Annotated in this window: 21 protein-coding genes; 8 read left to right on the top strand and 13 right to left on the bottom strand. The window is 72.0% G+C overall.

All coding sequences use genetic code 11. The features are described from left to right. Positions 1-2 precede the first annotated feature (2 nt). The 3 genes from QEZ54_RS12465 to QEZ54_RS12455 are packed head-to-tail and all read right to left on the bottom strand — an operon-like array spanning position 3 to position 3,084. Positions 3-1,205, bottom strand: a complete 1,203-nt coding sequence (locus QEZ54_RS12465) for an ABC transporter permease (RefSeq protein ID WP_281304717.1) — start codon at positions 1,203-1,205, stop codon at positions 3-5. Continuing rightward, on the bottom strand, positions 1,202-1,930 hold the full coding sequence (locus tag QEZ54_RS12460; RefSeq protein WP_281304716.1) for an ABC transporter ATP-binding protein: 729 nt from the start codon (positions 1,928-1,930) through the stop codon (positions 1,202-1,204). Before QEZ54_RS12460 ends, QEZ54_RS12465 begins: the two co-directional genes overlap by 4 nt. Further along, a complete protein-coding gene (locus QEZ54_RS12455; protein ID WP_281304715.1) occupies positions 1,927-3,084 on the bottom strand; it encodes an efflux RND transporter periplasmic adaptor subunit in 1,158 nt (385 codons plus the stop codon). Before QEZ54_RS12455 ends, QEZ54_RS12460 begins: the two co-directional genes overlap by 4 nt. 108 nt (positions 3,085-3,192) lie before the next feature. Between QEZ54_RS12455 and QEZ54_RS12450 the strand changes: the two genes are divergently transcribed. Beyond that, complete coding sequence (locus QEZ54_RS12450) at positions 3,193-3,372, top strand: helix-turn-helix transcriptional regulator (RefSeq protein ID WP_281304897.1); 180 nt, start codon at positions 3,193-3,195, stop codon at positions 3,370-3,372. A gap of 105 nt (positions 3,373-3,477) precedes the next feature. Here the strand turns inward: QEZ54_RS12450 and QEZ54_RS12445 are convergent, their stop codons facing one another. From QEZ54_RS12445 to QEZ54_RS12435, 3 genes are all read right to left on the bottom strand, one after another. After that, positions 3,478-5,046, bottom strand: coding sequence for a HAMP domain-containing sensor histidine kinase (locus QEZ54_RS12445; protein WP_281304714.1), 1,569 nt, complete (start codon positions 5,044-5,046; stop codon positions 3,478-3,480). Beyond that, positions 5,043-5,777 (bottom strand): response regulator transcription factor, encoded by a 735-nt coding sequence (locus QEZ54_RS12440; RefSeq protein WP_281304713.1) that lies wholly within the window; start codon positions 5,775-5,777, stop codon positions 5,043-5,045. The genes QEZ54_RS12445 and QEZ54_RS12440 overlap by 4 nt, the downstream gene beginning before the upstream one ends. 87 nt (positions 5,778-5,864) lie before the next feature. Further along, positions 5,865-7,109, bottom strand: coding sequence for a biotin/lipoyl-binding protein (locus tag QEZ54_RS12435; RefSeq protein ID WP_281304712.1), 1,245 nt, complete (start codon positions 7,107-7,109; stop codon positions 5,865-5,867). A 146-nt stretch (positions 7,110-7,255) separates the two neighbouring features. Between QEZ54_RS12435 and QEZ54_RS12430 the strand changes: the two genes are divergently transcribed. Further along, positions 7,256-7,831 (top strand): hypothetical protein, encoded by a 576-nt coding sequence (locus QEZ54_RS12430; RefSeq protein ID WP_281304711.1) that lies wholly within the window; start codon positions 7,256-7,258, stop codon positions 7,829-7,831. An 89-nt stretch (positions 7,832-7,920) separates the two neighbouring features. Here QEZ54_RS12430 and QEZ54_RS12425 read toward each other — a convergent pair whose 3' ends face one another. Continuing rightward, positions 7,921-8,505: a TetR/AcrR family transcriptional regulator gene (locus tag QEZ54_RS12425; protein ID WP_281304896.1), complete on the bottom strand. Its 585-nt coding sequence runs from the start codon at positions 8,503-8,505 to the stop codon at positions 7,921-7,923. A 137-nt stretch (positions 8,506-8,642) separates the two neighbouring features. On the opposite strand from QEZ54_RS12425, the gene QEZ54_RS12420 reads away from it, so the two are divergent. The 3 genes from QEZ54_RS12420 (at position 8,643) to QEZ54_RS12410 (ending at position 12,073) form a co-directional block, all read left to right on the top strand. Next, complete coding sequence (locus tag QEZ54_RS12420) at positions 8,643-9,095, top strand: SCP2 sterol-binding domain-containing protein (RefSeq protein WP_281304710.1); 453 nt, start codon at positions 8,643-8,645, stop codon at positions 9,093-9,095. 3 nt (positions 9,096-9,098) lie between these two features. Next, positions 9,099-10,319: an acyl-CoA dehydrogenase family protein gene (locus QEZ54_RS12415; protein WP_281304709.1), complete on the top strand. Its 1,221-nt coding sequence runs from the start codon at positions 9,099-9,101 to the stop codon at positions 10,317-10,319. A gap of 179 nt (positions 10,320-10,498) precedes the next feature. Further along, the gene (locus QEZ54_RS12410) at positions 10,499-12,073 is read left to right on the top strand and encodes an AMP-binding protein (RefSeq protein ID WP_281304708.1); all 1,575 of its coding nucleotides are present in this window, start codon (positions 10,499-10,501) and stop codon (positions 12,071-12,073) included. A gap of 13 nt (positions 12,074-12,086) precedes the next feature. On the opposite strand, the gene purD is transcribed toward QEZ54_RS12410, so the two are convergent. The 3 genes from purD to QEZ54_RS12395 all read right to left on the bottom strand — a co-directional run bounded on the left by purD (position 12,087) and on the right by QEZ54_RS12395 (position 15,795). Continuing rightward, complete coding sequence (gene purD, locus QEZ54_RS12405; protein WP_281304707.1) at positions 12,087-13,331, bottom strand: phosphoribosylamine--glycine ligase; 1,245 nt, start codon at positions 13,329-13,331, stop codon at positions 12,087-12,089. An 86-nt stretch (positions 13,332-13,417) separates the two neighbouring features. Further along, positions 13,418-14,338, bottom strand: a complete 921-nt coding sequence (locus tag QEZ54_RS12400; protein WP_281304706.1) for a type IV toxin-antitoxin system AbiEi family antitoxin domain-containing protein — start codon at positions 14,336-14,338, stop codon at positions 13,418-13,420. Positions 14,339-14,508: 170 nt separating this feature from the next. Beyond that, positions 14,509-15,795 (bottom strand): adenylosuccinate synthase, encoded by a 1,287-nt coding sequence (locus QEZ54_RS12395; RefSeq protein WP_281304705.1) that lies wholly within the window; start codon positions 15,793-15,795, stop codon positions 14,509-14,511. Between the two features lie 143 nt (positions 15,796-15,938). On the opposite strand from QEZ54_RS12395, the gene QEZ54_RS12390 reads away from it, so the two are divergent. Together QEZ54_RS12390 and QEZ54_RS12385 are read left to right on the top strand one after the other, a co-directional pair. Beyond that, entirely contained in the window at positions 15,939-16,865 is a 927-nt protein-coding gene (locus tag QEZ54_RS12390; RefSeq protein WP_281304895.1) for a diacylglycerol kinase family protein, read from the top strand. Positions 16,866-17,114: 249 nt separating this feature from the next. Next, positions 17,115-18,962, top strand: a complete 1,848-nt coding sequence (locus QEZ54_RS12385) for a chromosome partitioning protein (protein ID WP_281304894.1) — start codon at positions 17,115-17,117, stop codon at positions 18,960-18,962. Between the two features lie 182 nt (positions 18,963-19,144). Here the strand turns inward: QEZ54_RS12385 and QEZ54_RS12380 are convergent, their stop codons facing one another. Then, entirely contained in the window at positions 19,145-19,552 is a 408-nt protein-coding gene (locus QEZ54_RS12380; RefSeq protein ID WP_281304704.1) for a DUF3151 domain-containing protein, read from the bottom strand. Between the two features lie 75 nt (positions 19,553-19,627). Between QEZ54_RS12380 and QEZ54_RS12375 the strand changes: the two genes are divergently transcribed. Further along, positions 19,628-20,740: a hypothetical protein gene (locus QEZ54_RS12375; protein WP_281304703.1), complete on the top strand. Its 1,113-nt coding sequence runs from the start codon at positions 19,628-19,630 to the stop codon at positions 20,738-20,740. Between the two features lie 197 nt (positions 20,741-20,937). On the opposite strand, the gene QEZ54_RS12370 is transcribed toward QEZ54_RS12375, so the two are convergent. Both QEZ54_RS12370 and fbaA read right to left on the bottom strand, forming a co-directional pair. After that, entirely contained in the window at positions 20,938-21,456 is a 519-nt protein-coding gene (locus QEZ54_RS12370; RefSeq protein ID WP_281304702.1) for a hypothetical protein, read from the bottom strand. Between the two features lie 176 nt (positions 21,457-21,632). Next, on the bottom strand, positions 21,633-22,655 hold the full coding sequence (gene fbaA, locus QEZ54_RS12365) for a class II fructose-bisphosphate aldolase (RefSeq protein ID WP_281304701.1): 1,023 nt from the start codon (positions 22,653-22,655) through the stop codon (positions 21,633-21,635). Positions 22,656-22,763 lie beyond the last annotated feature (108 nt).

Here is a 22,763-nt window from a genome sequence, read left to right as displayed (position 1 = left end):
CCTTACTCGTACCGGAGTGCGTCGATGGGCCGCAGGCCGGCCGCGCGGCTGGCCGGGTAGCTGCCGAAGAACAGGCCGATCGCCACGCACACGCCCAGTGCCAGCAGCACCGAGCTGGGCACGATGACGGGCTGGATGCCCACGATCTTGAAGTTGCCGCCGATCAGGGCGGCGCCGACGCCCAATCCGCCGCCCGCGAGACTGAGCAGCGTCGCCTCGATGAGGAACTGGGTCAGGATCACCCGGCGCGGTGCGCCGAGCGCCTTGCGGATACCGATCTCGCGGGTACGTTCGGTCACCGACACCATCATGATGTTGGTGATGCCGATGCCGCCGACCACGAGGCTGATCCCGGCGACCGCCCCCAGCAGCACGGTGAAGGTCTCGGCGGTCTCGGTCCGGGTCGCCAGCAGCTGGGAGGCGTCCCGGATCTGGTACGGCGTACTGCGCGCCCCTTCCGCCACGTGCATCTTCGCGTTCAGGATCGACGTGATCTCAGCCTTGGCCGAGGCGACCGCGTCCGCGTTCACCGCCTCGACGGTGATCGACGAGACCGGTCCGTAGCCGGTGAGCGCCCGCTGCACCGCCGACAGCGGCGCGATCACCACGTCGTCGGGGTCGTTGAAGCCGGTCGAGCCCTTCTTCTCCAGTACGCCGACCACGGAGAAGATCTGCCCGCCGATGCCGATCTGCTGCCCGACCGGGTCGACCGTGCCGAACACCTCCGACGCGGTGGTCGCCCCGATCACGGCCACCCGGGACGCCTGGTCCACGTCCTCATCGGTGAACCCGCCCCCGGTCCCCACCTTGCTGTTGGAGGCCTCGAAGTACGACGGGTACGTGCCGATCACCTGGTTCACGTCGTACGAGGTGTCGCCGAAGGTGACCGTCTGCGAGCTGCTGACGACCGGCGAGACGCTCTTGACGTCCGGCGCGGACTCCTTGTCCTGCAGCGCCTTGACGATGTCGAGGGTCAGGTCGGTGCGGTAGCCGGTCGCGCCGCCGCGCCCGCCCTGCACCTGCAGCGTGTTGGTGCCCAGCGCCTTGAGGCTGTCCTCGACCGACTTGGCCGAGCCGTTGCCGACCGCGACCAGCAGGATCACCGCCGCGACGCCGATCAGGATGCCGAGCACGGTCAGGCCGGAGCGCAGCTTGTTGGCGGACACGCCCCGCACCGCGAACTTGAACACCTCCCAGAAGCTCACGCTCCGACCTCCTCTCGAATCCGGGCCGCGTCCAGCGGCCGGTTGCGCACGTCCTGGACGATCTGGCCGTCGACCAGCCGGATCACCCGCCGGGCGTGCGCGGCCACCTCGTCCTCGTGCGTGATCAGCACGACGGTGCGGCCCTCGTTGTTGAGCGAGTCGAGGATCGCGAGCACGTCCCGGGTCGACTTGCTGTCCAGGTTGCCGGTGGGCTCGTCGGCCAGCAGCAGCGCCGGCTCGCTGACCAGCGCCCGCGCCACGGCGACGCGCTGCTGCTGGCCGCCGGAGAGCTGGTTCGGGTCGTGCTCGGCCCGGTTCGCCAGGCCGACCAGGTCGAGTGCGGCCAGGGCCCGTTCGCGGCGGGCCGCGGGCTTCACGCCCTGGTACGCCAGCGGCAGCTCCACGTTGGCCAGCGCACTCGTACGCGGGATCAGGTTGAACGACTGGAACACGAACCCGATGCGCCGGTTGCGCACCAGCGCCAGCTGCGCCTCGTTCAGCTCGCTGACGTCCACCCCGTCCAGCCGGTACGTGCCCGAGCTGGGCACGTCCAGGCAGCCGAGGATGTTCATCAGCGTGGACTTGCCGGAGCCGGACGAGCCCATGATGGCCAGGTACTCGCCGCGCTCGACAGTGAGGGTGACCCCGGCCAGGGCGTGCACGGTGGCCTCGCCCTCGCCGTAGGTCTTGACGATGTCCTGCACCTCCAGGACCGGGCGGCTCATCGGGTGCCCCGGTTCGTACCGGTGCCGCCGGTGCCCGGACCGCCGCCGAAGCCACCGCCGGTGAACCCGCCCGGACCGCCGCCGGGGAACTGCTGGTTGTTGGTCGTGCTGGTGACGGTCGCGAGCACGACCTGCTCACCGACCTCCAGCCCCGACACGATCACCGTGTACGAGTCGCCCTTGAGCCCGATCTGCACCGCCCGCGTCTCCTGCACCCCGTTGGCCACCACCGTCACCGTGGTACGGCCACCAGCCGTCTTGACCGCAGCCGCGGGCACGTACACCGCGCCGTCGACCTCGTCGACGGTCACGGTCAGGCTCACCGTCTGCCCGAGCCGGGTCCCCTCCGGGATGCTGTCCAGCGCCACCTCGATCGGGTACGCCACCGTGTTGCCGGAGCTCGCCGTCGGCGAGATCGCGGTGACCCGGCCGGTGGCGGTCACGCCGCTGAGCGCGTTCCAGGCGACCGTGGCGGCCTGGTCCAGCTTGAGCCGGGTGGCGTCGGCCTCGGCCACGCTGGCCGACACCTTCAGCTTCGTCAGGTCCGCCAGCTGCACGAACCCTGAGGAGGAGCCGCTGCTCGAACCGCTGCCGCCGCCGGAGCCGCCCGACGAGCCGCCGACCGCGCCGCTGATCGCGACCACGGTCCCGGCCATCGGGGCCTTGAGCACCGTGCCGTCCACGGCCCGCTGCGCCGACTTCACGGCGGCGTCGGCCTGGTCGAGCTGGTTCTCGGCGTTGGCGATCGAGCTGTCGTCGCCGCCGTCCTCGGCCCGGTCCAGCGCCTCGGCGGCCGCGCTGCGGTTGCGCCTGGCGGTGGCCAGGTTCTCGGTCACCTCGGTCGCGTCGACCGTCGCCAGCGTGGCGCCCTTGGCGACCCGGTCGCCGACCTTCACCTTGATCGCGGTGACGGTGCCGGCCGTGGTGAAGTCGGCCGACATGGTGTTGGCCGAGGCCACGGTGCCGTCGGCGGTCACCGTCGCGGTCACCTTGCCCTGCGCCACGGCCACCGTGCGTACGGTCGTCGCCGCGGCCGGCGTACCGTCGCCATTGATCATGAAATAGGCCCAGACGCCGCCGCCTACCAGCACCAGCACCAGAGCGCTGTTGAGCAGCGCGGTCCGCCCGAGCGGGACAGCTCGCCAGAATCGCATGGCGAGCATCGTCGCGGCACCCTCTGAGCGCCACCTCCCACGAACCTCGGAGCCACCTCGGAATCCCAGCCGCTCCGGTCCGGCACCTTTGTCGATCACGACCGGCGGATCGAACTAGGTTTGACGCAGGCAGAGCTGGCCGAGCGTGCGGGTATGACGCAGCCGCAGCTCTCCCGCCTGGAGTCGGGCGGTGCGACGCCCACGGTGCCACTGCTGGCTCGGCTCGCCGCCGCGTTGAACGCCGAACTGGACATCGCGTTCCGGCCGTACACCGCAGTCGCGGCCTGAAGCGGCCGACTCGGTGACATACATCTGATGCGCGTTAAGTAGCAAACGGAGCCTCGTTTGATACCTACAGGCCCTGTAGGTATCAAACGAGGCCGCTGATGCGCGTCAAGTAGCAAGCGGGAGCAGGACGCGGAAGGTCGAGCCGGCGCCCGGGGCGGTGGCGAGTTCGATCCGGCCACCGTGCGACTGCACGATCGCCGTCGCGATGGCCAGGCCGAGTCCGGCCCCGCCGTGGCTGCGGGCCCGGTGCGGATCGGCCCGGTAGAGGCGTTCGAAGATGCGCTCGGCGTGCTCCAGCGGCACCCCGGGCCCGGTGTCGGTCACCTCGACCACGGCCAGCGGCATGCCCTCGGGCAGGTCGGCGCCGACTGCCGCCACCACGGGCAGCGGGTCGCGGTGCACCGGCAGCTCGAACCGCTCCCGGTCGTCGTCGTCATCGCGCCGCGACACGTGCAGTGTGATCCGGGCACTCTGCGGGGTGTGCTGGAGCGCGTTGGCGACCAGGTTCGTGGCCACCTGCCGCAGCCGGTGCTCGTCGCCGAGCACGGTCACCGGCTCGAAGCCGTCCAGTTCGACGTTGCGCTGCGGGCTGCGTACGTGCGCGTCGCGGACCGTGTCGGCGCCGACGACGAGCAGGTCGACCCGGCCGCGCTGCAGCGGGCGCTCCTCGTCCAGCGCCGCGAGCAGCAGCAGGTCCTCCACGAGCAGGCCCATCCGGGACGCCTCCTGCTCGATGCGGGACATCGTCTCGTCCAGCTCCGGGCCGGGCGGGGCGCCGCCGCGCCGGTACAGCTCGGCGAAGCCCCGGATCGAGGTCAGCGGGGTGCGCAGCTCGTGCGAGGCGTCGGCGAGGAACTGCCGCAGCCGCTGCTCGGACTCGGTACGCGCGGTCACCGCGGACTCGATCCGGCCCAGCATGGTGTTCAGCGCGAGTCCGAGGCGCCCCGGCTCGGTGTGCGGATCGGGGCTGGGCACCCGGGCGGTCAGGTCGCCGCCCGCGATGTGCGCCGCCGCCTCCTCCATCTCGGTGAGCGGGCGCAGACCGATGCGCACCAGCCGGTGCGCGCCGAAGCCGAGCAGCAGCAGCACCAGCGCGCTGACCGCGAGCCCGCCGAACAGCAGCAGGTCGGTGGTGCCCTCGACCCGGCTCAGCGAGCCGACGGCGATGCGGTAGTTGCCGTCGGGGGACTGCCGGACGATGGCCCGGAACTCGTCACCGGAGGGGCTGGAGACGGTGAACGGCGTGTTCTGGCGCAGCTGCTTGATCTCGTCGCCTCTGCCGAACTGCGGAGCCTCGGACTGGAGGAGCCCGGTGAACGACTCGTAGCGGGGCGATTCGCCGTTGCGGTCGAAGGTCCACAGGGCGACGTCCGACAGGCCCGGCGGGAAGCGGTCGCTGTAACCGCCGGGCCCGCCCCGGCCGGTCTCCGTCGAGGTGCTGGGTGTCGCCGTCGGTTGGGGACGGTTGCCGCTGCCGAACCCGCCGAAGCCGGGCGCGCCGCCGAACCGCCGGATGTCGTTGTCGAGCTGCTGGACCAGGTAGTGCTTGAGCGTGGTGGTGGCGGCGAGGTTGGTGACGACCAGGGCGAGGGCGGCCAGGCCGACGACCGCGACGACCATCCGGGTACGCAGCGTCCACCGGCGCCACGGCGGCCGGGCCAGCGAGCGGATCACTCCTGCGCACCCCGGGGCAGCCGCAGGGCGTACCCGACGCCGCGGACGGTGTGGATCAGCGGCGGATCCCACTTGTCGACCTTCTTACGCAGGTAGTAGACGTACGACTCGACGATGCGGCCGTCGCCGCCGAAGTCGTAGCTCCACACCCGGTCCAGGATCTGCGCCTTGGACACCACCCGGCCCGCGTTGACCAGCAGGTAGCGGAGCAGGTTGAACTCGGTCGGGGACAGGTCGATGAGCTTGCCGCCGCGGCGCACCTCGTGCGCGTCCTCGTGCAGCTCCAGGTCGGCGTAGCGCAGCACCCCGCTGTCGGCCTGCTCGCCGCCGGGGCGGCTGCGGCGCAGGATGGCGCGGATCCGCAGCACGACCTCCTCCAGGCTGAACGGCTTGGTGACGTAGTCGTCGGCACCGATGGTCAGGCCGGAGATGCGGTCCTCGACCGAGTGGCGGGCGGTCAGGAACAGCACCGGGACCAGGTTGCCGTCCTGGGCGCGGGCCTCCGAGCGCAGCCGCCGGGCCACCTCGAAGCCGTCCAGGTCCGGCAGCATCACGTCGAGGACGACCAGGTCGGGGTCGAAGTCCTCGGCCGTGATGAGCGCGTCCCGCCCGTTGTGCGCGACCCGGACGTCGAACTCCACCAGCCGGAGCGTGGCCGACAGGAGGGCGCAGATGTTGGTCTCGTCATCGACGACCAGCACCTTGGTCCGGGTGCGTTCCGGCTGTGTCACTGCGGCCTCCACGTTCTGTCCACGCTACCTGGGAACCAGATGTACGCCCGCCACCTCGGAGAACCCTGGGAGCAGCGTGGGAGTGGTCTATGAGCGGGCGTTCAGCCGTACCGTGTCGCCCGCGTCGAGCCCGGCGACGATCTCGACGTTGCCGTCGCCGCGCAGGCCCACGGTCACCGGGCGCACCTGGCCGTCGACGAGCTTGACCTCGCCGGTGCCGCTGCCGGTCACCCGGACCGCCGACTGGGGCAGGTAGAGCACGCTCTCGGCCCTGTTCAGCACCACTGCGGCGGTGGCGCTCTGGCCGATGAGCAGGCCCTCGGGCGAGCCGTCGAAGGACAGCAGCACCTCGTACCGCACCAACGAGCCGGAGGAGGTGCTGGTCGCCGCCGTCTGGCTCACGGTCATCGGCAGCGTCTCGCCGGGGCGGTTGGCGAGCGTGACCGTGGCCTGCTGGCCGACCGCCAGGGTCACCGCGTCGGCCTCGGCGAACTGCGCCTGGACCATCATCTGCTCGACCACCCCCAGGGTGATGAACGTGCCCGAGCGCACCTCGTCGCCGGCCCGGCCGGAGACGGTGAGCACCTTGGCCGCGACCGGCGCGGTGATCTCCGTACCGGCCAGCTCGCGCTCGGCCCGGGCCAGCGTCTGCTCGGCCTTGTTCACCGAGACCTGGGCGCTGTAGATGGCGTCGCCGCCGCTGCCGCGACCGCCGCCGGTCGAGCCGCCGCCGCTGGACCCGCCGGTGGTGCCGCAGCCGCCGCCGGAGCTCGCCGACGGGCGTGGAGCGGACGACGCGCGGGGAGAGGCCGACGCCGACGGCGCGACGGTCGCCGACGTACTCGGGCTCGGGCTCGGGCTGGGGCTGGTCCTGGTGGACAGGGCGGCGGCCTTCGCGGCCGCCGAGGCGCACGCGGCGGCCGACGCCTTCGCCGCGGCCGAGGCGTCGGCGGCGTCCTCGGCGTCAGTCAGCGCCTGCCGGGCCTGGCTGAGCGCGTTGGTCGCGTCGGCGACGGCGGCCTGGGCGTCGGCAGGGTCGATCGCGGCGAGCACCTCGCCGGGCGTCACCTCGTCACCGGGCTTGACGGTCACCGAGGTCAGCGTGCCGGACAGGGTGAAGCCGAGCTCGCGCGTGGCTACCGGGGCGACCTTGCCCGAGGCGGCCACGGATGCCGTGACGTCGCCGCGCTTGACCTGGACCGTCGCGGGCGGTGTGGAGGCGGCGTCATCGGTGTCGAGCAGCAGCACCGCACCCGCCGCGACCGCGGCCACCGCGACCAGTCCGGCCGCGACGAGCAGGCCGCGCCGCTTCTTGCGCACAACGAACGTCATGGTCGGGCAGTGTCCAGGGCCCCGCTCGGTGATCCCTCCACCCGACCTCGGAGTCAGCTCAGAACTCGCGACTCCGAGGGTGCTCTGAGGTTCGGTCGAGGGAGTGTCGAGGCGGATGGCCGAAGGTGTGGGGCGTGATGAAGCTGATGACACGTCCGCGTCTCGGCGTGGCGGTGTTCGCCGCGGCCGCGACCGCGCTGGTGGGCCTGTCCGCCTGCGGTTCGAGCGACGAGCCGGCCGCGAGCGGCGACACCGGCGGCAACCCGATGGCGGCGTACACCGACTGCTTGAAGCAGCAGGGGATCACGCTGCCGGACAACTTCGGCGGCGGCTTCGGCGGCCGGGGCAACGCCAGCGGGCGGCCGACCGCGCGACCGACCGGCTTCCCGACCGCGTTCCCGACCGACCGCGTACGCCCCAGCGGCCAGCCCGGCGGCGGCTTCCCCGGCGGGAACTTCCTGCCCGAGGGCGTCACCCAGGAGGCCTGGCAGAAGGCACAGGAGGCATGCGCCTCGGTACGGCCCTCGTTCGGCCCCGGCGGCAACGGCTTCCGCAACGGCGGGCGCGACAACGGCGCCAACGCGGCGTACCGCAACTGCCTGGCCGAGCACGGCGTGCAATTCCAGCAGGGCCAGCAGCTGTCCACCGCCGACCCGGCCGTGGTCAAGGCGATGGAGGCCTGCGCGGTGCTGCGCCCCAGCGCCAGCCCCGCGGCCAGCTGACCCGCCGTTCAGGCGCAAGGAAGGGACCCTTCTTATCGCTTTACGTGGTAGAAGGGCCCCTTCTCAACGCGCTGGGGCGCGATGGCGGACTACTCCTGACCAGGGCGCCACAGCTCGCCGCGCAGCAGCTGCTCAGCACCGAGCCAGACCGCGTTCATGAGGCGGGTCGCGGTGCGGCCGGCGTCCTCCTCGGGATGGTCGGCGAGCCAGTCCGCCAGTGACTCGCTCGCGCCGACCAGCGTCAGCGCCATCGCGGTGATGTCCTCTGATTTCGCCTGGCGCCCCTCCGCGCGTACGGCGGCGTCGAGCCGGTCGGTGATCACCTCCAGCACGGTCTCCCGCATCGCGTTGACCACCACGGAGAACGGGTGCTGGTTGCGCGCCTGGCGGTAGAGGACCGACCAGCCGTCGCGGTGCGCCCCGACGAACTCGAAGAACCCCCGCATGCCCTGCCACAGCTGCTGGTCGGGCGGCAGCGTGGGATCGGCGGCCGCCTGGAGGTTGTCGACCAGCCGCATCGACTCGCGCTGCAGGCAGGCGACGAACAGTTCTTCCTTCGTGCCGAGGTACGCGTAGACCATCGGCTTGGACACGCCCGACAGCTCGGCGATCTCGTCCATGTTGGCCGCGTGGAAGCCGCGGCGGGAGAAGACCTGCACCGCCGCGTCGAGCATCTGCTGCTCACGCTCGGCGCGCGGGACTCTGCCGCCTCGGGGGACTCGTCTGCTCTGCACCTTGCCAGCCTATCTACTGTTACGTAAGGTTACGCACGCGTAAGTTTATTGGCTCCTGAGGTATCGGAGGACACATCATGTCCGAGATCGACCTGTCCGACTACAGCAACCTCGACCCCCAGGCCTTCGCCCAGATGGTGAAGTCGGCGTCGGACGCGCAGCTCAACGAGGTGCTCAGCGGCGAGCTGCGCGGCAAGATCCTCGACGAGATCTTCGGCCGGATGCCCGCCCTGTTCCGCCCGGAGCGGGCCGGGAACACCAACGCCGTGATCCACTGGATCATCACCGGCGGAGCGGGCGGCGGCTCGGACACGTACGAGCTGACCATCGCCGACGGCACCTGCGTGCTGTCGCCGTCCCCGGTCAAGGAGCCCAAGCTCGCCATCACCGTCGGCCCCGCGGACTTCCTCAAGGTCGTCTCGGGCAACGGCAACCCCGTCATGATGTTCATGACCGGCAAGCTCAAGGCCAAGGGCGACCTGGCGCTCGCCGCCAACATCGCGAACCTCTTCAACATCCCGAAGGCCTAGGACATGTCCTCGCTCGAGTTTTCCCTCGACCTCAGCGAGGAGCAGCGGGAGCTGCGGGACTGGGTGCACGGCTTCGCCAGCGAGGTCGTGCGCCCGGCCGCGGCCGAGTGGGATGAGCGGGAAGAGACCCCCTGGCCCGTCATCCAGGAGGCCGCCAAGATCGGCCTATACGACTTCGAGTTCCTGGCGAACCTGTGGGCCGACCCGAGCGGCCTGTCCATGTGCATCGCCAGCGAGGAATTGTTCTGGGGTGACGCGGGCATCGGGCTGGCCATCATGGGCACGTCGCTGGCGGTCGCGGGCATCTTCGGCAGCGGTACGCCGGACCAGATGGCCGAGTGGGTGCCGCAGTGCTTCGGCACCGCCGACGACCCGAAGGTCGCCGCGTTCTGCTCCACCGAGCCCGAGGCCGGTTCCGACGTGGGCGCCATGCGCACCCGCGCCGTGTACGACGAGGCCGCCGACGAGTGGATCATCACGGGTCAGAAGGCGTACGCCACCAACGGCGGCATCGCCAACGTCCACGTCGTCACCGCCGTGGTCGACCCGACGCTCGGCTCGCGCGGCCAGGCCGGCTTCGTCATCCCGCCGGGCACCAAGGGCCTGAGCACCGCCCGCAAGCTGCGCAAGCTCGGCATCCGCGCCTCGCACACCGCCGACGTCTTCCTCGACGAGGTACGCGTGCCCGGCCGCTGCCTGCTCGGCGGCAAGGACGCCCTCGACGCCCGCCTCGACCGCGCCCGCTCCGGCAAGCGCTCCTCCGGCCAGGCCTCGATGCGCACCTTCGAGCTGTCCCGCCCCGCCGTCGGCGCCCAGGCCCTGGGCATCGCGCGGGCGGCGTACGAGTACGCGCTGGAGTACGCCAAGGGCCGGGTCCAGTTCGGCAAGCCGATCGTGGAGAACCAGGCGGTCGCGTTCGCGCTGGCCGACATGAAGATGGAGATCGACGCGGCCCGGCTGCTGGTCTGGCGGGCGGCGTGGATGGGCCGCAACAACCGGCCGTTCGAGGCGGGCGAGGGCTCGATGTCCAAGCTCAAGGCGGGCGAGACGGCGGTGTCGGTCACCGAGAAGGCGCTGCAGATCCTGGGCGGCGCCGGCTACCTGCGTGAACACCCGGTGGAGCGGTGGTACCGCGACGCGAAGATCTACACCATCTTCGAGGGTACGAGCGAGATCCAGCGCCTGGTCATCGCCCGCGCCATCACCGGTGCCTCCCTCCGCTGACCACGCCCCACCCCCTGCCCCTTTTATTGACGCTGGCCTATCCAGAAGACGGTTTTCGGATTTCCGTCTACTGGATAGGCCAGCGTCGATTTAAATCACAGCCGGGGCGGCTTCACACACTAGTTACCGGCGGGTAATGTCACGGGCAACCCAGACGGTCCCAGGAGAGGCGGCCAACGGTGGACCTGCTCTTCATCGTCCGAACCCTGGCCCGGCGCGGCCTGCTGCGCCCCGGTTCCCCCAACCGGGTCGCCGACCAGCTCAACACCCTGCGCCGCTGGGGCTTCACCCTCGCCGGCGAGCTGCGCGCCGCCGAGGCCCGCGACCCCCAGCGCGTCGCCGTACTCGACGAGCAGCGCGGCCCCGTCACCTACCGCCAGCTGCTGCACCGCTCGCAGCGCCTCGCCCACGCCCTGTCCGCCACCCGCGGCATCCGCCCCGGCGACCGGGTCGGGCTGCTGTGCCGCAACCACGCCGGGCTGATCGAGACGATGGTCGCCTGCTCCCTGATCGGCGCCGACGCGGTGCTGGTCAACGTCGCGCTGTCCGCGCCGCAGCTCGCGGCGGTCACGCAGCAGCAGGAGCTGCGCCTGCTGGTGCACGACCGCGAGTTCGCGCCGGTCGCGGCCACGGCCGGGTGCGAGCGCCTGGACGAGGCCGCGCTGGAGGCGCTGATCGCGCACACGCCGCCGCAGGACCGGTGGGGCGAGGTCAGCCGCTCCGGCCGTACCATCGTGCTCACCTCAGGGACCACCGGCGCGCCCAAGGGTGCGCGGCGGCCGATCCCCCGGGGTTTCGGCCCGCTGGTCTCGATCATCGACCGGATCCCGCTGCACGCCTCGCCGCGCGGGCGCGACTTCGGCGGCGAGCGGGTGCTGATCGCCGCGCCCCTGTTCCACACCTGGGGGTACGCGGCGCTGCAGCTCGCCCTGGCCATGCGCGCCACGGTGGTGCTCCAGCGCCGCTTCGACCCCGCCGCCACGGCGGCCGCGATCGACGAGTACGGCTGCACCGCCCTGTTCGCCGTGCCGGTGATGCTGCAGCGCCTGATGGAGGCCGGGGCCGTGCCGCAGCACCCGCCGCGCATCGTCGCCGTCAGCGGTTCGGCGATGCCGGGCAGCCTGGCCAAGCGGTTCATGGACGAGTGGGGCGACTGCCTCTACAACCTGTACGGCTCCACCGAGGCCTCCTGGGCCTCCATCGCCACCCCCGCCGACCTGCGTACCGATCCGGGGACCGCCGGGCGGCCGCCGCACGGCACCCGGGTCGCGGTCCTGGACCCGTTCGGCCGCCCCGTGCCGACCGGCGAGGTCGGGCAGATCCACGTCGGCAACGAGATGCTGTTCGAGGGGTACACGCACACCTCCGGCGCCGAGGACCTGCGCGACGGGCTGCTGGCCACCGGCGACCTGGGCCACCTCGACTCCACCGGCCTGCTCTACGTCGACGGCCGCGCCGACGACATGGTCGTCTCCGGCGGCGAGAACGTGTTCCCGCGCCCGGTCGAGGAGCTGCTGTCCCGGCTGCCGCAGGTGCGCGAGGTCGCCGTCGTCGGCGTCCCCGACGCGCAGTACGGCCAGCGCCTGGCCGCGTACCTGGTGCTGCACCCGGGCCAGGAGCTCAGCGGCGACGAGGTACGCGAGTACGTGCGCCACTACCTGGCCCGGTTCAGCGTGCCCCGGGACGTGCACTTCCTGAGCGAACTGCCCCGTACCGCCACCGGCAAGGTCATCCCCCGCCTGCTGCGGGGGTGACCTGCGGGTCCGGTCAGGACCAGGGGGAGACGACCCGGCCCTCCTGGGCCGCCAGCGCGATGTCGGTGCGGTACTGCCCGCCCGGCAGGTCGACCTGCGCCGCCAGCTCGTACGCGGCGGCGCGGGCCGCGGCCAGGTCGTGGCCGGTCGCGGTCGCGCACAGCACCCGGCCGCCGGACGAGCGCAGCACCCCGTGCCCGTCGCGGACGGTGCCCGCGTGGATCAGTCCCTCGGCCCCGCTGATCGCGTCGCCGGTACGCGCCTGCTCCGGATACCCCGCACCGGCCACCACGACCGTCACCGCCGAGCCGTCGGCCCAGTGCAGCTCCGGGTGCTCGGCCAGGGTGTGCGTGGCGGCGGCGTGCAGCAGGCCGCCCAGCGGCGTCTCCAGCAGCGCCAGCACCGACTGCGTCTCCGGGTCGCCGAAGCGGCAGTTGAACTCGATCACCTTCGGGCCGGCCTTGGTGATGGCCAGTCCGACGTAGAGCAGGCCCTCGAACCGGTACCCCTCGGCGCGCATCTGCCGCAGCGTCGGGTGCACCACCGTCTCCATGACGTGGTCGACCAGCTCCGGCGGCGCCCACGGCAGCGGCGCGTACGCGCCCATGCCGCCCGTGTTCGGGCCGGTGTCGCCGTCGCCGATCCGCTTGAAGTCCTGCGCGGGCAGCAGCGGGCGGGCGTTCTCGCCGTCGGTCACCACGAACAGCGACACCTCGGGCCCGTCGAGGAACTCCTCGACGACCACGCGGGCGCAGCCTGCCGCGTGCCGCAGCGCCGCGTCGCGGTCCTCGGTCACCACGACACCCTTGCCCGCGGCCAGCCCGTCATCCTTGACGACGTACGGCGCCCCGAACGTGTCCAGCGCGTGCGCGACCTCGTCGGCCGTGGTGCAGGTGTACGCGCGGGCGGTCGGCACCCCTGCCCGCACCATGATCTGCTTGGCGAAGTCCTTCGACCCCTCGATCCGCGCCGCCGCGGCCGAGGGCCCGAACACCGGGATCCCCTTGGCCCGTACCGCGTCAGCCGCCCCCGCCACCAACGGCGCCTCCGGCCCCACCACGACAAGATCCGCCTCGACCTCGACGGCAAGCCGAGCCACTTCCTCAACCCGCATCGGGTCGATGGCCCGAACCTGCGCCACCTCCGCGATCCCCGGATTCCCCGGCGCCGCGATAACGGCCGTCACCTGCGGATCCCGCACCAACCCCAACACCAGGGCGTGCTCCCGCCCACCCCCACCAACCACCAATACCCGCACCCCCCCACCCTACCTTTCCCGTTGATCATGAACTTATGGCACGGCTCGACGGTGTGTCCCGTGCACAGCTTCCTGATCGACTTCGCTCATGTCGGCCAGGCGAGGGCACGGCGCACGATCGCCGGGATGGTCCGAGCATCGAGGGTGTCCCGCCACGTGAACCGGATCACGCGGTAACCGGCGTTCACCAACGCGTTCTGCCGTTCCCGGTCACGGAACACCGCCTCGGGCCGCTCGTGGACCTCGCCGCCGTCGGCTTCACCGATGAGCCGCGCCGAGCGCCACAGGAGGTCCACCCGTGCGATCGCCACGCCGACGGAGTCGACTATCACCGCCTGCAGTTCGTCGGGCGGCACCTTGCCGTCGACGCAACGCAGCCGAGACCGGGTCTCCAACGGCGATTCGGCGAGGCCGTCGGCAAGATCGACCCAGGTGCGGGCGCGGACAGCCCCGCGCCGACCGTCGAGCGCACCGTGCAGTCGCGGGAAATCGTCCTCGGTGAACAGTCCCTGATGGAGGGCCGAGTCGAGCACGGACACCGCCGCCAGCCGATCGACCTTGAGCATCAGATCAGCGACGGTACGCAGCGGCGTGGTGACGGCGATTCCGTCCACGGTCATCACCTCGCCCTCGGCCAGCGTGAGCTGGTGCGGCACGACGCTGGTATCGCCGAGCCGCCTGGGCACCGCCAGCTTCCCGGGCAGGCTGACATGCAACCGGCCGTCAAGCCGCAGACCGTGCAGACCGTGGATGACTGCGGCGCTTTCCAGCACGGCGACCGCGTGCGGACCGCCGGTCAGTACCGCGGCCCGGACCATCGCCCTGGCGCCCGGTGGCGCATCACCCTTGATGTCCGCGTCCACCAGGTAGACGCCACGACTGATCACCCGCCACAGCCCATGGCGCAGGTACCACTTGACCTGCCCGGTCGACAACCGCAACTCACGACACTGAGCCGCGGTGATCAGCCCGTCCTGCCGTTCCACCAGTCGTTGCACTGCGAGCATGACGAACAACCTCGCCCACAGCGAGCGGCCCGCTCAACCCCTGTGCAAAACCCTGTGGATAACCCGCCCGTTGATCAGGAACCTGTGCACAGGACACGCCGTCGAGCCGTGCCATAAGTTCATGATCAACGGGCTATAGCGGGGGTGGGGTGGGGCAGGGCGGGTGGGGGTTAGAGGAGGGGGTGGCGGAGGACGTTTTCTTCGCGGCCGGGGCCTACGCCGATCATGCTGATGCGGGTGCCGCAGAGGGTTTCCAGGCGTTCGATGTAGCGCTGGGTGTTCTCTGGGAGCTCGTTGAAGTCGCGGATCTTGGAGATGTCCTCCCACCAGCCGGGCATCCACTCGTAGATGGGTTTGGCGTGGTGGAAGGCGGTCTGGGTCATGGGCATCTCGTCGTAGCGCTCACCGTCGACGTCGTAGCCGACGCAGATGGCGACCTGGTCGAGGCCGCTGAGGATGTCGAGTTTGGTGAGGACCAGGTCGGTGAGGCCGTTGACGCGGACGGCGTAGCGGCCGATGACGGCGTCGAACCAGCCGCAGCGGCGGGGGCGGCCGGTGGTGGTGCCGTACTCGCCGCCGGTCTTGCGGAGGTGCTCGCCCATCTCGTCGTTCAGCTCCGTGGGGAACGGGCCGGCGCCGACGCGCGTGGTGTACGCCTTGATGACGCCGATGACCGAGGTGATCCGGGTCGGCGGGATGCCGCTGCCGACGCAGGCGCCGCCCGCGGTCGGGTTCGACGAGGTCACGAACGGGTAGGTGCCGTGGTCGAGGTCGAGCAGGGTCGCCTGGGCGCCCTCCATGAACACGGTCTTGCCCTCTTCCAGGGCCTTGTTAAGGATCAGCCGCGTGTCGGCGATGTACGGCTTGAGCCGCTCCGCGTACGTCAGGTACTCCTCGACGACGGCGTCGACGTCGAAGCCCTTGCGGTTGTACACCTTGAACAGGATCTGGTTCTTCTCGCGCAGCACCAGCTCCAGCTTCTGCCGGAGGATGCCCGGGTCGAGCAGGTCCTGCACCCGGATGCCCATGCGGGCGACCTTGTCGCCGTACGCGGGGCCGATGCCGCGGCCGGTGGTGCCGATGCGGGCGTTGCCCAGGTAGCGCTCCACGACGCGGTCCAGCGCGCGGTGGTGCGGCATGACCAGGTGCGCGTCGGCCGAGATGAGCAGGCGCGAGACGTCGACGCCGCGCTCGGCCAGGCCGTCGATCTCGGCGAGCAGCACCTTCGGGTCGATGACGACGCCGTTGCCGAGGACGATCTCGGCGTTCGGGTGCAGGGCGCCGCTGGGCATCAGGTGCAGCGCGAACTTCTGCCCGTCCGGTGTGACCACGGTGTGCCCGGCGTTGTTGCCGCCGGAGAAGCGGACCACGTAGTCGACGCGTGATCCGAGCAGGTCGGTAACCTTGCCTTTGCCCTCGTCGCCCCACTGGGCGCCGAGAAGCACGATCGCTGGCATCTTTCCTTCGCCTCCTAGGCGAGCCGCGCGGCCACGCACGGCTGTGGTGACCCCGGGGTGCCAGGCTAACAGCTTGATCGGGCGGGGATGCCCGGGCAAGGCCGAAGGAAGGACGTCCGTTGTACGACGTGGTGCTGCTCAGCATGGTCGAGCCCGATGACGGCTGCTGCGGCGACGACAGCTGCGGCGACGGTCACACCAAGCAGTCGCCCGCCCCGCGTACGCCGGTGCTGCACTGCGCCGACGCGCTGCGGGCCGCCGGTGCCCGGGTGGAGACGGTCGTGGCCTGCTCGGACGCCGAGGTGGACGGGGTGCTGGCGCGGCTGGACGGCCCGCCGCGCGCCGACGGCCTGACCTGGCCGGACCCCGACGGCAAGACGCGGCTGGTGGTCGCGGTGACCGGGGACGGGCAGCTGCGGCACGTGCTGCGCCGGATGGTGCGCCGGTACGCCCCGCCGCCGTCGAAGCGGCCGGAGGACCTGGTCACGGGCCGTACCGTGCCGGATCTGCCCGCGGTCGCGGTGCTGCCGCTGGACGCCGCCGCCAAGGACCTGGCCGGGCAGCTGGGCCTGCCCCGGCAGCCCGCCGAGGTGGCCGCCGCGGTGCTCGGGGACGGGGTCCGGCGCCTGGACCTGCTGCGCCACGACGGGGGCTCGGTGACCCTGGACGGCGTACTGGTCGGCGGGGCCGATGGCGACGGCCGCCCGGCCCAGTGGCTGGGCCGGGTCGAGGTGGACGACCTGCTGCTCACCGACGGGGCGGACCCGCTGCTCGCGGTGGCGGTGGCCAACGCGGCCGGGGTGGCCCGCGCGGGCGGCCTGCCGCTGCTGAACTCCGCCGACCCGGCCGACGGTGTGATCGAGGTCGCAGTAGCGGTCCCGGTCACACACAAGCCGATGTTCGGCCGCGCCCGGCTGCGCATCGAGGTTCGCCGGGCGCGCGGCCGCGCGGTGTCGGTGACGCCGCGCGACGCCGAGGTCCCGCTGGTGGACGACTCGGTCGCGGGGTCGTTGGCGCGCAAGCGTTCCTGGTGGATCGAGCCGGGCGCGTGGGCGGTGTACACAGGTTGAAATGGGTGGGTTTCAAGGCTGCGCGCACTGGTTAGGCTGAGCCCCGGGAAACGCGGACCCGGGTCGTCCCCGCCGAAGGCGGGAGGGAACCCGGGTGGCACGGACTGACCTGGGGAGACTGGCATGACCGAGTGGGAGTGGCCGCCGGACGAGATCAGCGGCCCGGCGGAGGAGGCCAACCGGCCGGCCGGTGCGCGCGCCTCGGCACCGGTCCGCCGTCCGGGCGAGCAGCCGGTCGCCGGCGTACCGATGCCGGTGTCCGCGCCGCAGGCGGGCATCCCGCTGGCGGGCCCGCAGTCGGTGCCGCTGGACCAGACCGCGGCGTTCCCGCTGCCGCCCGCGCGGCCGCAGGGCGCCGCGCCGGTGCCGCTGCAGACGAACGCGATCCCGGTGCAGCCGCATGCCGCCCCGATCCCGGTCCAGCCGCACCAGCCCGCCACCGCGCAGCCCCAGCCGCAGGCGGGTGCCGCGCCCGGAGCCACGCCGCGGCTGCCGCTGGCCGGGGCGGACCAGGCCGGACCGGCGTCACCGTTCGGCCCGCCGCCGGTGCCCCCGCCGCACCTGCCGCCCGGCCCCATCCCGGTGCCCGTATACGACGAGCCCGTGTCGCATCCCCTGGACCGCCGCGACCCGGCGCTGCCCCTGATCGGCCCGGACGCCCCGGCTGCCCGGCCCGACGACCCGGACTCCTGGTCGGAGTTCGCGGACCGGGGCCCGGCTGGGCAGTCCCGGCCGCCCCAGTTGCCGGTCCGGCAGCCCCAGGCCAGCGGCATCAACCAGGCTCCGGCGCAGACGCCCCCCACGGAGCCGCAGCCCCCAGCGCAGCCGCTGGTGCAGGCCCAGCCCTCAGCGCAGCCGCAGCCGTTCGCGCAGGTCCAACCGGCGGTGCAGGCGCAGCCGGTGGTGCAGGCGCAGCCGGTGGTGCAGACCCAGGGCGGGCCGGGCCACGCCGGTCAGGGACAGCCGGGTTCCGCGCCGTCCGGCCGGGCCCCGGCGGTGCCACCCGTGCAGCGCCCGCCGGTCACGGCCGTGCCGCCCCAGCAGACCCAGCCGGGGGTATGGCCCGTGCCGCAGTCGAGCGGTCCGGTCCCCGCCCCGCCGCCGGGCCAGCCGGTGCCCCCGGTCATCCCCGGCGCCCCGGCCGTCCCGGGCGCGGGCGAGGTCTACCTGCCCACGGCCGAGGAGTTCGCGCGGCGGCGGGCCCAGCGCCCGGCCGACCCGGTGGCCCGGATGGGCATCCAGGCCGCGCTGCGCAGCGCGACGTTCGGGCTGGTGAACCTGAACCCGGGCCAGCGTGAGCAGGAGGTCCGCCGCGCCACCGATCTGGTCCGCCGCAACTTCGGCGGCCTGCGCCAGATCACCGTGGTCAACCCCAAGGGCGGCGCGGGCAAGACCGTGGCGGTGCTGCTGCTGGCGATGACCTTCGGCCGCAAGCGCGGCGGGTACGTGCTGGCGTGGGACAACAACGAGACCCAGGGCACCCTGGGCATGCGCTCGCAGCAGGACTTCCACTCGCGTACGGTGCGCGACCTGATGCGCGACCTGGGCCAGTTCACCGGGGCGCAGAGCCGCGTCGGCGACCTGTCGCAGTACGTGCGCGCGCAGGGCGACGGCATGTTCGAGGTGCTGGCCAGCGACGAGTCGGCGACCGCGGGCGAGATGCTGACCGCGCACGCCTTCTCGGAGATCCGCGAGGTGGTCAGCCGCTTCTACAAGCTGATCATGGTGGACACCGGCAACAACGTACGCGCGGAGAACTGGCAGGCCGCGATCGACGCGACCGACCAGCTCGTGGTGACCATGTCGGCCCGCAACGACTCGGCCGAGACCGCCGCCCGGATGCTCGACCACCTGGAGCAGACCGGCCGCAGCCGTCTGGTCCGCCAGGCGGTCACCATCGTGTCGCTGCCGCCCAGCCGCAAGGAGCTGGACATCCCGGCGATCGAGCGCCACTTCGCGGCCCGCACCCGAGCCGTCCTCATCGCCCCGTACGAGCGCATGCTCGACTCGGGCGAGCCCATCGACTACGGCCGCCTGTCCGACGAGTCCCAGGACGCCTGGCTCCGCATCGCAGCAGCAGTAGCCGAGGGGTTGTAGCTCGCCCACCAAGGACACCGACCACCGACCGGATTCCGTCCGCCGATGGTTGCCGCGAAGGAGCGTGACATCGCGCAGCGATGCAGCGACGCGCGGCTGCCATCGCCGCCCACCGGAGGTGGGCCCGAATCACGGTAGGGACGGAAGCCCGCGCCCGCGAAGGCGGGCGCCGGCAACTCAGCTCAGCTGTTGAGGGCGTCGAAGGCGGCGGGGTCGCAGTCGCGGAGGAACTGGGCGCAGCGGGCTGCCTCGTCGGCCTCGCCGATCTCCGCGGCGGCGACCGACAGCGCGTGCAGGCAGCGCAGGAAGCCCTGGTTGGGCTCGTGCGACCACGGCACCGGCCCGTGGCCTTTCCAGCCGCTGCGGCGCAGCTGGTCCAGGCCCCGGTGGTAGCCGGTGCGGGCGTAGGCGTACGCGGTGACGGGCTGGTCGGCGGCGAGCGCGCCCTGGGCCAGCGCGGCCCACGCGCCGCTGAACGTCGGGTGCGCGGCGGCCACGGGCATGGGGTCGGCGGCGGCGGCCAGGGCCGCTTCGGCCGCCTCGTCGGCGGGCAGCAGCGTGGCGGGCGGCTCGGGCATCAGGTTGCGCATACGGTCATTCAACCGAAAACCCGACGGGATGTCCCTCGACGCGGTTGAGCGATTCGTCACGGGCATACTCGGCTGATGCCGTCCACCACCCCGCTCGAGATCGAATCCCAGGAGGAGCTCGCCGAGCACCTGGCCAGGCACAGTCTGGCCGGGCTGACCGTGCAGGGCCTCACCGTCGCCGCCGACCTGTCGCACGTGAAGGTGAAGGACGCCGTCTTCATCGGCTGCACCTTCCCGACCCTGGCCGCCGAGGCCGCGCTGGTACGCCGGGGCGCGCACGTGGTGCCGGCCGCCGACTGGGCGCCGTACCCGACGCACCCGGCCCGGCTGTACACCTCGGCCGACCTGGTGGCCGGCTTCGCCGACGGCGGCTTCGAGAACATGTACGACACCCGCGTCTACCGGCACTTCGTGGCCGAGGGCGGGCCGAACGCCGGGGTGCGCGAGGCGCTGGCGCAGCGGCTGCACGACCACGGCATCGACAACGCGCTGTCGGACGCGCTGGCCGACGTGCCGAGCTCGCACCGGATCGGGGTGATGGGCGGGCACGCCGAGCCGCGCGGCTCTGCGGCGTACCGGCTGGCGGCGGCGTTGGGGCACGGGCTGGCCAGAGCCGGGCGGCTGGTCGTCACGGGCGGCGGGCCGGGCGTGATGGAGGCCGCGAACCTGGGCTCCGCACTGGCCGGGTACGACGCCGCGACCCTCACCGGGGCGATCGGCGAGCTGGAGCGGGCGCCGGACTTCCGCCAGCACGACACGTACACCCGGGCCGCGCTGAAGCTGCAGGCCGCGCACCCGACCGACGACCCGTGGGCGGGCGGCCTGTCCGTCCCCACCTGGCTGTACGGCCACGAACCCGCCAACGTCTTCGCGGGCCAGATCGCCAAGTACTTCTCCAACGCGATCCGCGAGGACGTGATCCTGCGCGTGTCCCGTGGCGGCATCGTCTTCGCCCCCGGCCGGGCGGGCACGGTGCAGGAGGTCTTCCAGGCCGCCACGAAGACCTACTACGCCAGCGACGGCGACAGCGGCCCCTTCGTCTTCCTCGGCCGCCGCTTCTGGACCGAGGACATCCCGGCCCCGGCCCTGCTCCGCACCCTGCTGTCCGGCGCCGGCGCGGCCGACCTGGTCCACGTGACCGACGACGTCGACGAGGCACTGGCGATCCTCTGCCCGCCGACACCCTGACCCGGCCGCCCTGACCACCCGTCCGGCCACGCGCCCGCGCCCTGTCGGGTGGACGCCGAGCAGCTGGCGTACCGCCGCGCGCGCCGCACCCAGTTGATCATGCAGTTTCGGGGAAAGTGCTGGAATTCGCGCCAAGATTCCTGCACTTTCCCCGAAACTGCACCCGATCTTGGCGCGGGCGCGGCGCGGGGCGCGGGTCAGGCGATGGGGATGCGGCGCCAGAAGCCGACGGGGAGGGAGACCTCCGGGTCGCCGGAGAGGCCGTTCTCGTCCATGGCGTTGAAGAGGGCGAGGCGCTGGTCGCCGAAGAAGAACTCGACGGCGTGCAGGACCTGGGGGCGCCAGGAGTTGGGGCTGATCCGCTCGATGATGTTGACGCGGGTGAGCGGCCGCCCGCGCGCCGACAGGATGGCCGGGTGGGTGTCGGCCCACCAGTCCAGGCGCAGGCCGGGCCAGTCCAGCGAGGCCTGCATGTCGATGGTGTCCCAGCTGATGGCGCACTCGTCGAACTTGCGGTGGGTGATCTCGATGTTGGCGTCGGGGAAGCCCAGGACGACGGGTCCGCCGGTGAACCAGCACTGCGAGTCGAGGTCCCACATGAGCCAGGAGCCGACCAGCGGCTGTCCGATGATGCGCGCGAACCGATGACGGTGCGCCCCGGCCAGCGCGTTCGCATCGTGGTGCCACATTGGCTCGTACCCCTCGATGCCCAGCACGGCGGGTCTCCTTGTCTAGACGCGGATCCGGACGATCGTACCGATTCCCGTCAGCGCTTGGGTGCAGCGCGGCGCGTGCGGCGCCGGTGTTGTCGGACTCACGTCTTCCGCGGACGCGAACGGCGGCCCCGGCCGGCGCGAACGCGGGCCGGGACCGCCGTGGCGATCCGGGTGGACTACTTGAGCTTGGTGCCGGTCGAGCGCAGGTCGTTGCAGGCCTCGATGACGCGCTTGGCCATGCCGGCCTCGGCGGCCTTGCCCCAGGCGCGCGGGTCGTACGCCTTCTTGTTGCCGACCTCGCCGTCGATCTTCAGCACGCCGTCGTAGTTGCGCATCATGTGGTCGACCACGGGGCGGGTGAACGCGTACTGCGTGTCGGTGTCGACGTTCATCTTGACCACGCCGAAGTCGAGCGAGTCGCGGATCTCCGACAGCAGCGAGCCCGAGCCGCCGTGGAACACCAGGTCGAACGGCTTGTCCTTGCCGTACTTCGAGCCGACCGCCTCCTGGATCTCCTTGAGGATCTCGGGGCGGAGCTTGACGTTGCCCGGCTTGTACACGCCGTGCACGTTGCCGAAGGTCAGCGCGGTCATGTAGCGGCCGCGCTCGCCCAGGCCCAGCGCGGCGGCGGTGGCCAGCGCGTCCTCGACCGTGGAGTACAGCTTCTCATCGATGGCGCCGACGACGCCGTCCTCCTCGCCGCCGACGACGCCGACCTCGATCTCAAGGATGATCTTGGCGGCGGAGGTCAGCGCGAGCAGCTCCTCGGCGATGCGCAGGTTCTCGTCCAGCGGGACCGCGGAGCCGTCCCACATGTGCGACTGGAACAGCGGGTTCTCGCCCTTGGCCACGCGCTCGGCCGAGATGGCCAGCAGCGGGCGGACGAACTTCTCCAGCTTGTCCTTGGGGCAGTGGTCGGTGTGCAGCGCCACGTTGACCGGGTAGTTCTTGGCGACCTCGTGCGCGAACGCGGCGAAGGCGACCGAACCGGTGACCATGTTCTTGATGGTCGGGCCGGAGGCGTACTCGGCACCGCCGGTGGAGATCTGGATGATCCCGTCGCTCTCGGCCTCCGCGAAGCCCTGCAGGGCGGCGTGCAGCGTCTGCGAGGAGGAGACGTTGATCGCGGGGTAGGCGAACGCGCCGGCCTTGGCGCGGTCGAGCATCTCGGCGTAGACCTCAGGGGATGCGATAGGCATCTGTGAACGCTCCTAGCGTGTTCGCGGATGACCGCGGCGGTGGTGTCGCCTGCCGTGGCGGCTGCGGGAAGACCGCGCTGTCCTCGTTACAGGAGTATTGCCTACGTC

Source organism: Catellatospora sp. KI3 (assembly GCF_029948125.1).
Lineage (GTDB): Bacteria > Actinomycetota > Actinomycetes > Mycobacteriales > Micromonosporaceae > Catellatospora.
This window is presented reverse-complemented; position numbering and strand designations above follow the sequence as displayed.

Coding starts and splice junctions, on each gene's coding strand:
- QEZ54_RS12460 (WP_281304716.1), bottom strand. CDS start 1,930: ATGAGCCGCCCGGTCCTGGAGGTGCAGGACATCGTCAAGACCTACGGC.
- QEZ54_RS12455 (WP_281304715.1), bottom strand. CDS start 3,084: ATGCGATTCTGGCGAGCTGTCCCGCTCGGGCGGACCGCGCTGCTCAAC.
- QEZ54_RS12435 (WP_281304712.1), bottom strand. CDS start 7,109: ATGACGTTCGTTGTGCGCAAGAAGCGGCGCGGCCTGCTCGTCGCGGCC.
- QEZ54_RS12430 (WP_281304711.1), top strand. CDS start 7,256: ATGACACGTCCGCGTCTCGGCGTGGCGGTGTTCGCCGCGGCCGCGACC.
- QEZ54_RS12425 (WP_281304896.1), bottom strand. CDS start 8,505: ATGCTCGACGCGGCGGTGCAGGTCTTCTCCCGCCGCGGCTTCCACGCG.
- QEZ54_RS12420 (WP_281304710.1), top strand. CDS start 8,643: ATGTCCGAGATCGACCTGTCCGACTACAGCAACCTCGACCCCCAGGCC.
- QEZ54_RS12415 (WP_281304709.1), top strand. CDS start 9,099: ATGTCCTCGCTCGAGTTTTCCCTCGACCTCAGCGAGGAGCAGCGGGAG.
- QEZ54_RS12400 (WP_281304706.1), bottom strand. CDS start 14,338: ATGCTCGCAGTGCAACGACTGGTGGAACGGCAGGACGGGCTGATCACC.
- QEZ54_RS12395 (WP_281304705.1), bottom strand. CDS start 15,795: ATGCCAGCGATCGTGCTTCTCGGCGCCCAGTGGGGCGACGAGGGCAAA.
- QEZ54_RS12390 (WP_281304895.1), top strand. CDS start 15,939: ATGGTCGAGCCCGATGACGGCTGCTGCGGCGACGACAGCTGCGGCGAC.
- QEZ54_RS12385 (WP_281304894.1), top strand. CDS start 17,115: ATGCCGGTGTCCGCGCCGCAGGCGGGCATCCCGCTGGCGGGCCCGCAG.
- QEZ54_RS12380 (WP_281304704.1), bottom strand. CDS start 19,552: ATGCGCAACCTGATGCCCGAGCCGCCCGCCACGCTGCTGCCCGCCGAC.
- QEZ54_RS12375 (WP_281304703.1), top strand. CDS start 19,628: ATGCCGTCCACCACCCCGCTCGAGATCGAATCCCAGGAGGAGCTCGCC.
- fbaA (WP_281304701.1), bottom strand. CDS start 22,655: ATGCCTATCGCATCCCCTGAGGTCTACGCCGAGATGCTCGACCGCGCC.